This window comes from Telluria sp. ZB4P37 (genome assembly GCF_059685855.1).
In genome coordinates, this window is record NZ_JCASID010000016.1 from 64,125 (window position 1) to 78,402 (window position 14,278).

Sequence of the window (14,278 nt, forward strand, 5' to 3'; positions counted from 1 at the left end):
AGTGCAATATTTGTCGTGTCGACCGCGTCGCACCGTCCTACAGGATTTGCGTCCAAGGCGCGAATTAAACAACATTTTTTTGCACTGGTGTCGTGGCCGGGCATGTTGACATCAACAATGTGACTGCGCTAAACGACAATGGCCGGCCTGCAGCTGCAGGACCGGCCATTTTTCTCAGTGCCAGCGGGGCTGGCGCCGTCGGTCAGTTACCGCGTGGCGAGGCCATGTACGGCATGGCACGCGAGGCCATGCGGGAGTCAAGGCGCAGCATGCCCACTTCGTCCGCGAGGATGTTGGCGGCTTCCTGCAGCAGGATATCCTTGGCATCCTTGGCCGCCTTCTCGGCAGCGAGTTCGGCCTTCAGGTCGCGCTCGTCGAATTGCAGGCCGTCGTCCTGGCGCGGCGCGCCGCGCACCGCGACGGTCGTCTTGCCGGGCTTGGTCGAAGCCGGCACCTTGCCGCGTGCTTCCTTGCCGGCCGGACCCATGGCAGGCTCGTCGGTCGCCGTGCCGCTGGCGCCGGCCAGGCGTGCTTCGCGCAGCCTGGCCCTGGCATCCTGGGCGTCGCGTTCCTTGCGGCGCACGGCTTCGTTCAGCGAGATCGCGTTTTCCTTGCGCACCTTTAGCACTTCGGCGATGTCTTCCTGCAGGAACTGGAACTCCTTGTCCTTGGCGATCCGGGCTTCGTGGCGCTTTTGCAGCGGCGCGATCAGTTCCTTCAGGTCGCCTGCCGCAGCGAAGCTGGCCGGCTTGATCGCCACCCATGGCAGCGCATTGTCATAGGACGACTCGCCGAAGCTGTCGGTGTCCGACAGCACCGGCAGCTTGATGTCCGGCGTGACGCCGCGCAGCTGGGTGGTGCCGCCATTGATTCGGAAGAACTGGGCGATCGTCATCTTCAGCTCGCCGTAGCGCACTTTTTCGCCCGGCGAGAAGCGGTCGAGGTCGATCAGGGTCTGGACCGTGCCCTTGCCGAAGCTCGGCTCGCCAATGACGAGGCCGCGGCCGTAATCCTGGATGGCGGCGGCGAAGATTTCCGATGCCGAGGCCGAACCGCGGTTGATCAGGACGCCCACCGGGCCGTCCCAGGCCAGGCCGGCATTGGTGTCGGATTCGACTTCGATGCGGCCCTGGGCGTCGCGCTGCTGCACCACCGGGCCCTTGTCGATGAACAGGCCGGTCAGCTCGATCGCTTCGGTGAGCGAGCCGCCGCCGTTGTTGCGCAGGTCGATCAGCACGTTGTCGACCTTTTCCTTCTTGAGTTCGCCAAGGATGCGGGCCACGTCGCGGGTGGCGCTGCGGAAGTCCTTGTCGCCGCGGCGGCGCGCCTCGAAGTCGAGGTAGAAGGTCGGCAGCGAAATCACGCCGACCCGTCGCTTGACGCCGCCATCCTTGACTTCGATGATCGACTTCTTGGCGGCCTGCTCTTCCATGCTGATCTTCTTGCGCACCATCGACACGCTCACCGGCTTGGCGTCGGGACCGGCGTCGCCTGGCAGCACGTCGAGGCGCACGGTGGTGCCCTTCTCGCCGCGCACCAGCTGGACCACGTCGTCGATGCGCCAGCCGAGCACGTCGGTGAGGGCGCCATTGCCCTGGGCCACGCCGGTAATGCGGTCGCCCACCTTCAGCTTGCCCGACAGCGCAGCCGGGCTGCCCGGCACGATCTCGCGGATGATGGTGTATTCGTCACGCGTCTGCAGCACCGCGCCGATGCCTTCCAGCGACAGGCGCATGGCGATGTCGAAGTTGTCGGCCGAGCGCGGGCCCAGGTAGTTGGTGTGCGGCTCGATGGCGGTGGCGTACGCGTTCATGAACATCTGGAACACGTCTTCGTTGTTGAGCTTGCGGATACGGCCGACGTAGTTCTCGTAGCGCTTGTCGAGCGTCTCGCGGATACCCTTGTCGTCCTTGCCGGCCAGCTTCAGGCGCAGCCAGTCGTTCTTGACGCGCTTGCGCCACAGGTCGCGGATCTCTTCTTCGGACTTGGCGTAAGGCGCCTTCTCGCGGTCGAGCTGGAGCGTCTCATTGAGCGCGAAGTCGGGCGTGGTCTTGAGCAGCTGGCGCGCGTAGGCCATGCGCTCCGTGAAGCGCTGCTGGTAGAGGTTGTAGATGGCGAACGGGACCGTGAGGTTCTCGTTGTTGATGGCGTCATCCATCTTGGTGCGCATCGGCGCGAACTGGTCGACGTCGGTCTGGCTGAAGTACAGCTTTTCGCTGTCCAGCGTCTCGAAGTAATTGTCGAAGATTTTCTGCGACATCGCGTCGTCGAGCGGCAAGGCCTTGTAGTGGTAGCGGCCCAGCACGCGCGACGCCCAGACGGCTGCCTGGGTCTGCTCGGCGAGCGGCTTCATCTGGGTTGCGCCGGCGATCCTGGTCGGCTGGACCGAGGCGGTTTTTTCCGGCTGCGCGGTGACCACGTGGGCCGACATGGCGAAGGCCACTGCGGCCATGATCAGATGGTGCTTTTTCATTCGTCGTTTCTCCGAAACGTATAGTGCCTTTGGCGCGTGCGGCAAGGCATGCCGGACAGGTCGCCCTTTGCAGCCCATTCTACAGGAAGCTGCAAGCGTGCAAAGCCAGCTTGTGTGCTATTGCGGCGCGTCTTTAAGGCTGGCATAAGCCAGGCGTTCACCCTTTGACAAGCCCGGGCAGGCTGGCGCCGTATTTCATGGCCAGGACGGCAACGAGGATGAGGGGAATCCATGGCCAGGAGCGCGCCGCCAGCCGCCAGTCCACCGGGGATGGCCAGAACGACAGGAATTGCGGCGCCAGGAACACGGCCAGCAGCAGATCGAGCGGCTCGAAGGTCCAGCCGTGGCGGATGCGCCACCAGGCCACCGCGAACGGCAGGCCCAGCACCATCAGCGGCGCCAGTGCGCTCGGGGCCGCGTTGTACCAGCGCAGGTTGGCAAACGTGACCGAGCCCAGTTCCCAGTTGTGGCCCTTGCCCGGACGCTTGATGCGGCGCGGCAGCACGCTCAGGCCCACCGGCTCGGCATTGGTCAGCAGGCCGACCGAGAAATGGGCCAGCTCATGGCACAGCGTGCCGGCCGCGGTGAAGACAAAAAAGAAGGGATGGGCGCCCGAACCGATCCACAGCAGCAGCGCCAGCGCGATCGAGGGCGCCAGGTAGAGCAGCATGTCGATGATGATGCCGCCCGTGCAGGCGGCGGCCGGCAGCCAGGCAGCGCAGCCGATTGCCGGCGGCATCGGGCTCAGCGCGCGTAGAAGCAGCGGCCGCAGGCCTGGCGGTAGCTTTCGTTGCCGCCAATACTTACCTGCTCGCCTTCGCGGACGCGTCGTCCGTCTGCGTCGACGCGGATGTTCATGGTCGCTTTTTTCCCGCAGCTGCAGATGTTCTTGATTTCCTCGATGTCGTCGGCCAGGGCCAGCAAATACGCCGAGCCAGGGAAAGGCTCGCCGCGGAAGTCGCTGCGTAAACCGTAGCAGATGACGGGAATGCCGCGCACCTGTGCCACCTGGTGCAGCTGCTGCACTTGCAGGGTGGTCAGGAACTGGGCTTCGTCCACCAGGATGCAGGAGACCGGCTGGGCCGCCGCCAGGAAGTCGGTATCCCGCTCGAAGGTATCGACTTCGCGCTGCGGTCCCAGGCGCGAGGTGATCAAGCCGACGCCATAGCGGTTGTCGATCGCCGCCGTGTAGAGCTTGACCGCCTGGCCCTGCTCTTCGTAGTTATGCGCGACCTGCAACAGCGCAGTCGATTTACCGGCGTTCATCGCCGAATACCTGAAATAAAGTTTTGCCACGCCCTGCCCCGGATGCTGGTGAAAAATTGCCGCTGAATTGCTGCTGAAATCGCCGGATTATAGCAAGCCGGCAGGGTCCAGCACCAGCCGCCCGGGGCTGCCGTGGACCCGATCAGCTGCGGCGACGGCGCGTGAGGCAGCCCAGCACGCCGAGGCCTGCGAGCATCATCCCGTAGGTGCCGGGCTCGGGCACGGCCGCGGCCAGGGTCAGGTTGTTCGCCGTTGGCCAATAGCCTTCGCCAAAGGTTCCGACCACGACCGAGTTCAGGGGCGAGGTCGAGACGAAGCCGACGAAGCTGCTGGTCTCGCTTTCCGGCAATACATAGGTGGTCGACGTACCGTCCAGCGCGGTCAGGATGATGGTCGTGCCCGGCGTGAATTGACCTTCCAGGTTGCTGCCGAAGAACTCTCCGCCGAGGGCGTGGACCGTCGACGAAAAGTTGCTGAAGACCAGCCTGTCATAGCCGGAATTGGTCGACAGCCAGCCATCGCCCCCCTCGCCCGCACCATACAGCCCTTGGCCGGCGGACACGGTATAGCTGAAGTCGCCTGCGCTCCGGCTCAGCGTCGGCCCGTATTGCTGCACCAGCAGGTCATCATAGGTATCGGTGCCGGCAGCGCCGGTGGCTGCCTGGAAGGCGCCGTAGTCGGTGTAGACGGCGATCTGGGCGTGCGCGGACACGGCGCAGCACAGCAGCGCGGCCAGGGTCAGGGTGTTGAGGCGGGTGGTCATCATTGCACTCCGGGGAAAGGGATATCGATCGGAAACGGCGGTTCTGCCGGGTCCAGTAGACATCAGCTCGATAGGAGTTGCAGTGTTGCTAATCTTGTTTTTACAGCATCTTGAGCTGGCTGAAAGAAGCGTCAGCTTGTTGCGCCCGGTACAAGCCTGGCCGGGTTTCCGGCCACGGTCGCGCCCGGCGGCACATCATGGGTCACCACGCTGCCCGCCCCGATGACGGCGTCGTCGCCGATTGTCACGCCGGGCAGCACGATCGCGCCGCCGCCTATCCAGACATTGCTGCCGATCACCACCGGCCGGCCTGACTCCACGCCGCTGCGGCGGAGCAGCGCATCCAGCGGGTGCTCGGCGGTATAGATCTGCACCGCCGGGCCGATGCGGGTATCGTCGCCGATGGTCACAGGCGCCACGTCGAGGATGACGCAGCTGAAGTTGACGAATACCCGGCTGCCCAGCCGGATGTTCCAGCCGTAGTCGCAATGAAAGGGTGGACGCACGATGCTGCCCTCGCCCACCGCAGCAAAACGCTCGGCCAGCAGGGTGCTCCACACGGCGACCGGTGCGCCGAGCGCGGCATTGTAGCGGGCCAGCCAGGCGGCGTTGGCCGCCTGCTCGCCGACCAGCTCGGGATCGTCCGCATGGTAGGGTTCTCCAGCCAGCATCTTGTGCCGCTCGCTCATGCGCACCTTATTCTCCCGGGTGATATTTCCGCTCGAGCTGCTTCTCGATGTCTTCCTTGTAGAAGAGCACATCCTTGAACTCGCCGCGGCTGTACATCTCGGCCTGGTCGGCGAAATGCTTCGAGGCCGGATTGTTGCTGTTGCCGCCGGCCAGGATGCTCTTGGCGCGCAGGCGAGGGCCGAACTCGACGACCGCCACGAAACTGTTGCCGCGGTCGCCGTAGATGCGCCTGGTTTTTTGCTTGGCCACCATGCCGAACGAGGCCAGCGAGCCCCAGTTGGCCGAGGCGAAGCCCACCGGCCAGCTCGGCTTGCTGTCGTCATACTGCTGGTCGACGTCACCGCTGATGCGCTGGAAGCGGTTGATCTCGCCCCACGGGGTCTGCCAGCTGCCGAAGTCGGCGGTGAGCTTGTTCGATGCACGCGCAAGCGCAGCCAGGCGCTCGTCCGGGTTCAGGCTGGTGGTGATGAAATCGACGGTCGGCACGCCCGCAGCGCGGGCACGCGGCGCATGCTGGGCAACCATGTCCTGGCCCCAGTATATCGCCAACGAGGTGGGCACCGAGGCGACGCCAAAGCGCAAATCCCAGCCGCGCAGCGCGGCCACCTGGGCGGCCAGCCCAGCCTTGCGCGGGTCGCTCGCGGGCAAGGCCTCGTAGTCGCTCAGCACTTGCGGGACCAGCGGCTCGAAGGCAGTCAGGTGGCTGTCGTAGGCTGCCGCGATCAGGCTGTCGAGAGTAAATCCTTTGGCGTTCCTGAGCACGCGCTCGGCATGACGGCCGCGCGCATTTTCAGGAAGCGACCACATGTAGGCCGGGAAATCCTGGCGCCGCGGGCTGTTCGCACCGGAGGCGCTGAACGGCCAGTTGTTCGTGTTCGAGATATAGCCGCTGGCCGGATTGAACAGGGTGATGGTCTCGGCAATAGCGTGCAGGCCCTGCCATTCGGTAGCGCGCAGGCTGCCGTCCACCGGCTTGTTCCAGTCGAAGCGCGGGTCGCGTTTCGGAATGAAATTGCCGTGGAAATAGGCGATATTGCCCTGGGCATCGGCATACACCGTATTGTTCGAGGAATTGGTGCGCAGTTCCATCGCCTTGTAAAAAGCCTGGTAGTCGCGCGCCTTGGTGCGGGTGTAGGACTGGGTCAGCGCCTTGAGCGGCTCGTCCATCATTTTCACGGCCACCCATTTGCCTCCCGCCTCCCGCACCACCGGCCCGTGGTGGGTGAAATAAGCGGTGACGGTCTTGCTCGCCATCGCGCCGGACGGCATCTTGTAGGGCAGCGTGATCACCCTGGCCTGTACCGGGCGCTCCTGCCCATCGTACTGGTAGAAGAACTTGCCGCCGCGCTCGACGACGGTTTCCAGGTATTCGTCGATGACGTCGCCACCGCCCGAGGTATGCATCCAGCCGGTCTTGTCGTTGAAGCCCTGGTAGATGAAGAACTGGCCCCAGGTCACCGCGCCATAGGCATTCAGGCCCTCTTCGCTGACCATGTGCACTTCCGGACGGAAATAGAACGAGGTATGCGGGTTAATCAGCAGCAGCGCCTTGCCGGAGGCGGACAGTTTCGGGGCGATCGCGAAGCCGTTGGAGCCGCGCGGTTCCGCGTCCAGGTTCCTGCCGGCCGCGGCCAGGACCGGCTGCGGGCCCTTGCCGTAGAAGCGTTCCAGCTCCTTCAGCTCGATCGATTCGATGTCGCCCCCGATGCTGCCTTCGCTGAAGCTCAGCGCCATCCAGGGCTCGAAGCGGGTGATCAGCTTCGGCTTGACCTCGGGATGGGTATGCAGGTAATAGTTCAGGCCGTCTGCAAAGCCGACCATCAGCTCCTTCAGCCAGGCCGGGCTGGCGGCATACCTGGCCTGCATGTCGGCCGGGGTGATATACATCTTCATGCGCAGGTCGCGCCAGAGCGCCGATTCGCCCTCGACCTCGGCCAGGCGCCCCAACGCATTGATGTAATTGAGTTCGACCCGGTTGAAGTCGTCCTCGGCCTGCGCATACAGCAGGCCGAAGACGGTGTCGGCGTCGCGTTTGCCGAAGACGTGGGGAATGCCCCATTTGTCGCGCATGATCACTACCCGCCCCGCCGTCTTCTTCCAGCGCGCCAGCTCGGCACTGCCGTGGGCCGGCTTGGCCGCCGGTGCGGCGCCGGCTGGCGCGGCCGTGGACGGCAGCGTGGCGCCCAGGACGGCGAAACCGAGAATGGCCGGAGCGATCAGGCGGGATGCGGGCATGCGTTGTCTCCTGTGGGTGAAAAACCTGCGAGTAGTCGTTTATTTACGCCAGGCCGGCGTGCACCAGGCGCTGCTTGAGGACTTCGTTCTCGGTCAGCAAGGTCGCGACGCGGTCCTTCAGCGAAGCCACTTCGGCTTTCAATGCAGCCATCTGGTCGGCCGGGTCGACCGGCACGGTTTCCTTCTTCGGGCGTGTAGCCATCTTCTGCTCGCGCACCTGGCGCGCGGCCTGCTGCAATTCCTTGCGGCCACCGGCTACGGCGGCGATCTGCATTGCTTCCGGCAGTTGCGCCACGTTGGCGGCGGCATTGATCGAGATGGTGCCGGCGCGCACGGCTTCGCGCAGCTGCGGTGTCGCGGCCTTCTGGATGCGTTCGATCTGGCTGATGGTATTGCTCGACACGCGCGCCGCCTTGGCCACTTCCTCGCGGGTATTCCAGGGCGGCGGCGGACGCGATTCCATGTCGTCTGCTTCCGGCTGGGGCGGCTGAGATGCGAGCTGCTCGGCCATGCGGGCGGTGACGATTTCCTTCTTTTTCAGCGCCAGCACGCCGCGCTGGAAGTCCGACACGCTGCGCCGGGCCAGGTGGTTGTCGATCATCCAGAGCATCACGTCGTCGATCGATGCGAAGCTGTTGTTCTGGACGGTGCGGAAATCGATGCCGTGCTTGCGGCAGATCTCATAGCGGTTATGGCCGTCGATCAGGGTCTCGCCCCACAGCACGAGTGCGTCGCGGCAACCCTCCGCCAGCAGGCTGCGCTCGAGCGCAGTGTATTCGATGGGGGTCAGCGGGTCGACAAAGGCGCGCAGGTCGTCGTTCAGTGTGATGTTCAATTGATGTCCTCTTGCTGCGGCGCCGCCAACATGAGGCGCCGTCCGGCATGCTACACCATACGGGCTGGGGGGCCAATCGATGAGCTCGAGAGCTGGTCGGGAATCGACCGAAGATGCAATTGAGGAGTGGTGGTGCGGGCAGCCGGAATCGAACCGGCACGCCTCACGGCGGCAGATTTTAAGTCTGATGCGTCTACCAATTTCGCCATGCCCGCGCCGGGCAGGATTGTACTACGGGCAGCAAGCAGGGTGTTAATAGTTGAGTCCGAACCAGGAAGCCGCTTGTCCAGCGTGGGGCGCGGAATCCGTGCCCGCGCTGCTGCGGACGGACAAAAAAAATCCGCCGCCCTTTCAAGGGCAGCGGCGAATAACTCAGTCTGTACTGAGCTGGAGACACACGGAGAGGCAAACTATCCAAAAGAGGATGGACGACAGATAGGGACGATGCTTCTCCCCTCAAGCTCCGATGTGGCTCACGGTTTTGTCAGCCTAATCGCACACGCACAATGCAAGATCCAAGTGAACACGGCAAGCCCTCGGGCTGCTACAGACTCTGCCAGGCCACCGCCAGGCAGACGATCGCAACAAAAAACAGCAGCCCATAGACGAACATCCGCATCGACGAGGCCAGTCCGACGACCGCGCGGTTCGCGTCCTCGCTCAGCTTGCCGCGGCGCCGCGCCGCGTTCAGCAGCATCGACACGAAGACGAACAGCGTCGCCAGGATCAGCACGAGTTTCATGCCGCGCTCCTAGGTGCGCCCGAGCACCAGGGCCAGCGCCACCAGGGCAAACACCCCCGTGACCCCGGTCGCCATGCCCAGCCACATCAGCCGGCTGCGCGCCAGTTCCATCTTGGCGATCAGCTGGGCGTTCTGGTCGGCCAGGTTGGCGATGATCTCGGATGCCTGCAGCATCTGGTTGCGCAGGTCGGCAAGGTTCGATTCGTTTTTCTCGACGCGCGAGACCAGGATGCCGAACACGTCTTCGTCGGGCTCCATGTCCATGACCGGGCCAGGGGCCATCCCTTGCGCGGCCCCCGATTTGCGCGACACCGTATCCCACAGCCTGCGCGCGCCGGTCGCCACCTGCGGCGCAGCGCTGATCACTTCGCTCCAGGGCACGGTCTTCAAGACGCTCCACCAGCCAGTTGCCATACCGTTTTCTCCCCGTTATCAATTGAGCCACGAGCATACCACTGCGTGCGGGCGCGGACCCGCGTGCCCCAGCCCTGGCGTGCCGCATGCTGTGCGGAGCTGCGGTACCATGCGCCCATGTGTGGACGATTTGACCAGAGCCAGACGGCTCGTTATTACGCCAGCGTGTTCGGCTGGGCCGACGCCGTGTATGACAGCGAGGCTGCTCCTGCCTGGAATGTTTCCCCCGGCAGCTACCGGCCCGTGATGCATGTCCAGGACGGCGAGCACCGCATCGACGACGTGTTCTGGAGCTACCGCGCCAAATGGGCCGGGGGCAAGGTGCCGATCGTCGTCAATGCGCGCATGGACAAGCTGACCAACCGCTACTGGAAGCCGCTGCTCAAGTCCGGGCGCGCGATCGTGCCGGCCGAGGGCTGGTACGAGTGGACCGGCGAGAAAGGCGCGAAGCAGCCCTGGCATATCCACCGCAAGGACCGCGCGCCGCTGTTCCTGCTGGCGCTGGCCAATTTCGGCAGCTTCAGCGAGAACCGCGCCGAAGCCGGCTTCGTGCTGGTCACCGACGACGCGGCCGACGGCATGCTCGACATCCACGACCGGCGCCCGGTGGTGCTCGACGCGGCCGATGCCGAGCTCTGGCTCGATCCTTCGCGCACGGCCGAGGAAGCGCTCGACCTGGCGCGCCGCGCCGCCCTGCCCCCGGATGCCTTCGACTGGTACAAGGTTACCACGGCGGTGAACCGCGCCGGCTCCCAGGATCCGCAGATGGCCCTGCCCCTCCCTGACTGAAAATTTTGCCAGTCGTAAAAAAAACCCTAGCTTACCGGCTGCGGGTTTTTTTTCAGGGCAGCAAGCTGTACCTGCGCTGGTGACGAAGCTTATTGCGCGGTCGCAGGCGCCGGCATGACCGCGGTCGGCATGCCGGTCTCCGGATCCACAGTCGAGGGCACGGTGGGCGCCGCGGCAGGGGCTGCCGCGGTGGGCGCCGGCCTTGCCGGATTGCCGCTGGCGGCAGCCGGCGTTTCCACTGGGGTCTCGTAGCCGCTCAGCTTGGCAGCCGGGGCCGGCGCGGCTACCGGCTGGCTGGCGCCGGCCGATGGTGATGTTGCTGCAGGGGCCGTTGCCGTCACAGCAACTGCCGCCGCTGGCGCTGCGCCGGCCAGCCCGGTCCTCGGGCTCGCCGCCACGGGCGCCGGGACGGCTTCTGGTGCGGGGACAGTCGCGGTCTCGACCGGGCTTGCCTCCACTGGATCAATGGCAGCCGATTCCGGCGCCTCGGCACTGGCCACGCTGGTCACATCGGCTGCGGTGGCGGAATGCCGGATCGCGGGCCCGTCGTGGATCTCACCCCCGCAGGCCGTTACCAATGCCGCAGCGGCACAGCATAGCGCCGTGTCGAGGCGGAAGCCGGAAGCAAAGCCGACGTATCGTTTCATGTAAGGTCCTTGCGTCATTCAATGCGTGAGTAGCTTTGAGCGGTGGAAACTTCCTAAGTTCAACTTTTTTCCAAAAAACTTGTCGGAGATATCGCATTACCCAGCGTAGTTCCTCAATGAAATTAAGTATTTGTATGAGCCAGATCGAACAGTGGACGCAACCAAAGGCCGATCCGGACGGTCTTAATGGAACGCTACCAACCACGAGGAAAGGTTATATGGGCGAGTTCATGCAAGTGCGGGCCATGCTGCAAGACGGCGAGGCCTATGCGGGGTTGATCCTGGGGAAGGACGACCTTGATTACCACCTGATCCTGCTGCCGGGCGAAGCTGCCGACGTCAGCTGGCCGACGGCGGCCGACTGGGCCGGAGCGCGCGGCGGCGCGCTGCCGACGCGGCGCGAGCTGGCGCTATTGTTCGCCAACCAGCGCGAAGGCTTCGAGCGCAACTGGTACTGGTCCAGCGAACCGCACGAGACGCGGTCGCAGCTGGTCTGGGGCCAGAATTTCGCCAGCGGCATCCAGACCATTTACGGGCGGCCGTACCGGGGCCATGCCCGCGCGGTGCGGCGCATTCCCGTGCCTTGAGGCGCCCGGGCGCGCCGGCCCGGCTCCGGACACGGCGCCGCCGCCGCAGGGCTTAATTGACGCTTGGCACGTTCGCGCGCCCGATCGGCTGCTCGATATTCGCCAGGAACCAGGTGGTCGCAGCCATTAGCGCCACATGGCGGCGCAGGTGGTCCGGGTCGACCTTGTCGAGCGTATCGGCCGGGGTGTGGTGATAGTCGAAATAGCGCGAAGTGTCCAGCAGCGGCGCGAAGCTGGGCACGCCTGCGCGCTCCAGCCCGGACAAGTCGCCGGTCGAGAGCGCGTCCTGGCGCTGGAACACACCGGCCCCGATCGGCAGCAAGGCCGCCTGCAGCGGCGCGAACAGCTTGTTCGCCGCCGCCGGCACGCTGGCACGCAGGCCGAAGGGACGGCCGGCGCCATTGTCGCTTTCGATGGCGGCGATGTGCTTGTCGACATTGGCCTGCTCGGCCGCCAGGTAGCCGCGCGCGCCGCGGGTTCCGTTCTCTTCGTTCATCCAGGCGATCATGCGGATGGTGCGGCGCGGGCGATAGTCGAGTTTCTTCAGGGTGTCGAGCACGGCCATGGCACTGGCCACGCCCGTCGCATCGTCGTGCGCGCCGGTGGCCAGGTCCCAGGAATCGAGGTGGCCAGAGACGATCACGATTTCGTCCGGTTTCTCAACGCCCGGCAGGTCGGCGATCACGTTATAGCTGTCGGCGTCCGGCAGGTTTTGCGGGGTCAGCAGCAAGCGCATGCTGATCGGGCCCCGTTTGGCCAGGCGGCTCATCAGCATGGCGTCTTCCGCCGTGACGGCCGCGGCCGGGATGCGCGCGCCGTCGACCAGCCCGGTGCCGCCGGTGTGCGGCAGGCGGTAGCTGGCGCCACCGACCGAGCGCACCAGCGCGGCGGCCGCGCCGAGTTCCGCCGCCAGGCGCGGGCCGTCGCGGCGGTAGGCCGAAGCCTGCCCATAGGCCTGGCCGGCCAGGCCGCGGTCGGCCATGTGCTGATCAAAAGCCACGTCGAACAGGACGATCTTGCCGCGCACCTCGGCGCCGCGCGCTTTCAGTTCCTCGAAACTTTTTACCACCACGACCGGAGCCAGCAAGCCAGCGGCCGGCGTCGCACCCGAGCCACCCAGTGCGGTCACCACCACGCGCTGGCTGATGCCGGTCGGGCGGCCCTGGTACTCGACCAGCTCGCCCGTTTCCTGGCCGCGCACCCAGTGCGGAACCTTTACCGGCTGCAGCGTGACTTTCGCGCCCAACTTGCGCATGGCTTCCGCCACCTGCGTCACGGCGGCGGCCGCCCCGGCCGAGCCGGACAGGCGTGGGCCGATCAGGTCGGTCATGTCCGCCGTGCGTTCCCATGCATAGTCGCTGGCCATGGCCGTATCGCGGATCCGCGCCAGCGCCGCCGGATCGTTGCCGGGGCTGGCGGCCCAGGCGGAAGGCGCGAGGAGCGCGGCAGCGAGGATGCTCAAGACAGGGAAACTGCGGATGCGGCGGTTCATGCGTGGAATCCTTGGATGGAAATGCGAGGAATCCAAGCTTAGCGCATCCAGCATCTTTTTGCTGCGCACTATTGCCGTCTTTACACGACTGCCGGGCCGGCGACCAGGCGCACCAGCGTGATCTCCGACGGCGCCCCGAAGCGCTTGGGCGGCCCCCAGTATCCGGTGCCGCGGCTGATGTACACCCACATGTCGCGCACCCGGTGCAGCCCGGCGACAAACGGCTGCTGCAGCGGCACGAACAGATTCCACGGAAAGAACTGGCCGCCATGCGTATGCCCCGACAATTGCAGGTGGAAGCCCGCCTTGGCCGCCTCCGCCGCGCTGCGCGGCTGGTGCGCCAGCAGCACGCGTACCTGGACGTCCGCCGGAGCGCCCGCGGCGGCGGCCCAGGCATCGCTTTTATGCGCCGGATGAAACTGGTGGGCGCCGTAGTCGGCCACCCCGGCAATCATCAGGCCGGCATCCTGGCGGCGCCGGATCACGTGCTGGTTCATCAGCACCGTGATGCCGAGCCGCCGCACTTCGGCGATCCACTCTTCCGCTCCCGAGTAGTATTCGTGGTTGCCGGTGACGAAAAACACCCCGTCGGGGGCCGCCAGGCGCGCCAGCGGCCGGGTATGGGCGGCCAGCCGCTGCACGCTGCCGTCCACCAGGTCGCCGGTGATGGCAATCGCGTCGGCGCCGAGCTTGTTGACACGCTCGACGATGGCTTCCAGGTAGGGCCGGCGGATGGTCGGGCCCACGTGGATGTCGGACACCTGGGCAATCAAATAGCCGTGCAGCGCCTGCGGCAGGCCGGCGATCGGCACGTCGACATGCACCACCCGCGCCAGGCGCCGTGCGTTGACGAAGCCCAGCAGGGTGACAGCCAAGGCAAGCAGCGGCACCGCCACGGCACTGCCGTGAATCATGTCAGGAGTGAGCATGCCGGCCAGGCGCAGCGCCAGCAGCACCAGGTCGCGCGCCAGGGTGGTCACCAGCAGCGAGGAAAAGAAACCCATCGACAGCAGCCCGGCCCAGGCGAGGCCTTCGGACCAGCGCCGCCTTCGCAGCGAGGCCGACAGCAAGCCCACCGGCACCAGCACGGTCAACAGCACCAGCAGCAATACCGCAACGACAGCTGGCAACACACCCAGCGCCAGGTCCGGCAGCAGGCGGATGCCGATATACGCCTGCAGCAGCACGAGCAAGGAGAGGACGGTGGCGAAGGATCTGTTCACAGGGGGGCCGGGCGGGGATAAACGGTAACAATTGTTAGATGGGGCGGCCCGGCCCCACTGCAAGGGAGCGTTTCCCATGTTACGGCCAGTGTCCACTTGTAATAATCTGTATTAACGAGTGG

General features: G+C 65.5%; 14 protein-coding genes and 1 tRNA gene. 2 read left to right on the forward strand and 13 right to left on the reverse strand.

Annotated elements, in window-relative coordinates; genetic code table 11:
* Nucleotides 1-202: 202 nt before the first annotated feature.
* The 10 genes from AC56K1_RS20090 to AC56K1_RS20135 all read right to left on the reverse strand — a co-directional run bounded on the left by AC56K1_RS20090 (nucleotide 203) and on the right by AC56K1_RS20135 (nucleotide 9,418).
* Nucleotides 203-2,473, reverse strand: a complete 2,271-nt coding sequence (locus AC56K1_RS20090) for a carboxy terminal-processing peptidase (RefSeq protein ID WP_497159562.1) — start codon at nucleotides 2,471-2,473, stop codon at nucleotides 203-205.
* A 157-nt stretch (nucleotides 2,474-2,630) separates the two neighbouring features.
* Entirely contained in the window at nucleotides 2,631-3,212 is a 582-nt protein-coding gene (locus tag AC56K1_RS20095; protein ID WP_497159563.1) for a hypothetical protein, read from the reverse strand.
* Between the two features lie 5 nt (nucleotides 3,213-3,217).
* Nucleotides 3,218-3,769 (reverse strand): thymidine kinase, encoded by a 552-nt coding sequence (locus AC56K1_RS20100; protein ID WP_497159564.1) that lies wholly within the window; start codon nucleotides 3,767-3,769, stop codon nucleotides 3,218-3,220.
* Nucleotides 3,770-3,881: 112 nt separating this feature from the next.
* Nucleotides 3,882-4,505: a PEP-CTERM sorting domain-containing protein gene (locus AC56K1_RS20105; protein WP_497159565.1), complete on the reverse strand. Its 624-nt coding sequence runs from the start codon at nucleotides 4,503-4,505 to the stop codon at nucleotides 3,882-3,884.
* Between the two features lie 128 nt (nucleotides 4,506-4,633).
* The gene (locus AC56K1_RS20110) at nucleotides 4,634-5,191 is read right to left on the reverse strand and encodes a sugar O-acetyltransferase (protein ID WP_497159566.1); all 558 of its coding nucleotides are present in this window, start codon (nucleotides 5,189-5,191) and stop codon (nucleotides 4,634-4,636) included.
* A 7-nt stretch (nucleotides 5,192-5,198) separates the two neighbouring features.
* Nucleotides 5,199-7,427, reverse strand: coding sequence for a penicillin acylase family protein (locus tag AC56K1_RS20115; protein WP_497159567.1), 2,229 nt, complete (start codon nucleotides 7,425-7,427; stop codon nucleotides 5,199-5,201).
* Nucleotides 7,428-7,470: 43 nt separating this feature from the next.
* Complete coding sequence (locus tag AC56K1_RS20120; RefSeq protein ID WP_497159568.1) at nucleotides 7,471-8,262, reverse strand: hypothetical protein; 792 nt, start codon at nucleotides 8,260-8,262, stop codon at nucleotides 7,471-7,473.
* Between the two features lie 130 nt (nucleotides 8,263-8,392).
* Nucleotides 8,393-8,477 (reverse strand) — tRNA-Leu (locus tag AC56K1_RS20125).
* A gap of 329 nt (nucleotides 8,478-8,806) precedes the next feature.
* Nucleotides 8,807-9,004, reverse strand: coding sequence for a hypothetical protein (locus tag AC56K1_RS20130; RefSeq protein ID WP_497159569.1), 198 nt, complete (start codon nucleotides 9,002-9,004; stop codon nucleotides 8,807-8,809).
* A gap of 9 nt (nucleotides 9,005-9,013) precedes the next feature.
* Nucleotides 9,014-9,418, reverse strand: coding sequence for a hypothetical protein (locus AC56K1_RS20135; protein WP_497159570.1), 405 nt, complete (start codon nucleotides 9,416-9,418; stop codon nucleotides 9,014-9,016).
* Nucleotides 9,419-9,535: 117 nt separating this feature from the next.
* Here AC56K1_RS20135 and AC56K1_RS20140 point away from each other — a divergent pair, with 117 nt between their 5' ends.
* On the forward strand, nucleotides 9,536-10,207 hold the full coding sequence (locus tag AC56K1_RS20140) for an SOS response-associated peptidase (RefSeq protein ID WP_497159571.1): 672 nt from the start codon (nucleotides 9,536-9,538) through the stop codon (nucleotides 10,205-10,207).
* Nucleotides 10,208-10,296: 89 nt separating this feature from the next.
* Here AC56K1_RS20140 and AC56K1_RS20145 read toward each other — a convergent pair whose 3' ends face one another.
* Entirely contained in the window at nucleotides 10,297-10,854 is a 558-nt protein-coding gene (locus AC56K1_RS20145; protein WP_497159572.1) for a hypothetical protein, read from the reverse strand.
* 218 nt (nucleotides 10,855-11,072) lie between these two features.
* On the opposite strand from AC56K1_RS20145, the gene AC56K1_RS20150 reads away from it, so the two are divergent.
* Nucleotides 11,073-11,441 (forward strand): Lcl C-terminal domain-containing protein, encoded by a 369-nt coding sequence (locus AC56K1_RS20150; protein WP_497159573.1) that lies wholly within the window; start codon nucleotides 11,073-11,075, stop codon nucleotides 11,439-11,441.
* Between the two features lie 52 nt (nucleotides 11,442-11,493).
* On the opposite strand, the gene AC56K1_RS20155 is transcribed toward AC56K1_RS20150, so the two are convergent.
* Both AC56K1_RS20155 and AC56K1_RS20160 read right to left on the reverse strand, forming a co-directional pair.
* On the reverse strand, nucleotides 11,494-12,933 hold the full coding sequence (locus tag AC56K1_RS20155; protein ID WP_497159574.1) for a M20/M25/M40 family metallo-hydrolase: 1,440 nt from the start codon (nucleotides 12,931-12,933) through the stop codon (nucleotides 11,494-11,496).
* A gap of 80 nt (nucleotides 12,934-13,013) precedes the next feature.
* A complete protein-coding gene (locus AC56K1_RS20160) occupies nucleotides 13,014-14,156 on the reverse strand; it encodes a metallophosphoesterase (protein WP_497159575.1) in 1,143 nt (380 codons plus the stop codon).
* Nucleotides 14,157-14,278: the final 122 nt, after the last annotated feature.

Coding starts and splice junctions, on each gene's coding strand:
- AC56K1_RS20090 (WP_497159562.1), bottom strand. CDS start 2,473: ATGAAAAAGCACCATCTGATCATGGCCGCAGTGGCCTTCGCCATGTCG.
- AC56K1_RS20095 (WP_497159563.1), bottom strand. CDS start 3,212: ATGCCGCCGGCAATCGGCTGCGCTGCCTGGCTGCCGGCCGCCGCCTGC.
- AC56K1_RS20105 (WP_497159565.1), bottom strand. CDS start 4,505: ATGATGACCACCCGCCTCAACACCCTGACCCTGGCCGCGCTGCTGTGC.
- AC56K1_RS20110 (WP_497159566.1), bottom strand. CDS start 5,191: ATGAGCGAGCGGCACAAGATGCTGGCTGGAGAACCCTACCATGCGGAC.
- AC56K1_RS20115 (WP_497159567.1), bottom strand. CDS start 7,427: ATGCCCGCATCCCGCCTGATCGCTCCGGCCATTCTCGGTTTCGCCGTC.
- AC56K1_RS20130 (WP_497159569.1), bottom strand. CDS start 9,004: ATGAAACTCGTGCTGATCCTGGCGACGCTGTTCGTCTTCGTGTCGATG.
- AC56K1_RS20135 (WP_497159570.1), bottom strand. CDS start 9,418: ATGGCAACTGGCTGGTGGAGCGTCTTGAAGACCGTGCCCTGGAGCGAA.
- AC56K1_RS20140 (WP_497159571.1), top strand. CDS start 9,536: ATGTGTGGACGATTTGACCAGAGCCAGACGGCTCGTTATTACGCCAGC.
- AC56K1_RS20145 (WP_497159572.1), bottom strand. CDS start 10,854: ATGAAACGATACGTCGGCTTTGCTTCCGGCTTCCGCCTCGACACGGCG.
- AC56K1_RS20150 (WP_497159573.1), top strand. CDS start 11,073: ATGGGCGAGTTCATGCAAGTGCGGGCCATGCTGCAAGACGGCGAGGCC.
- AC56K1_RS20155 (WP_497159574.1), bottom strand. CDS start 12,933: ATGAACCGCCGCATCCGCAGTTTCCCTGTCTTGAGCATCCTCGCTGCC.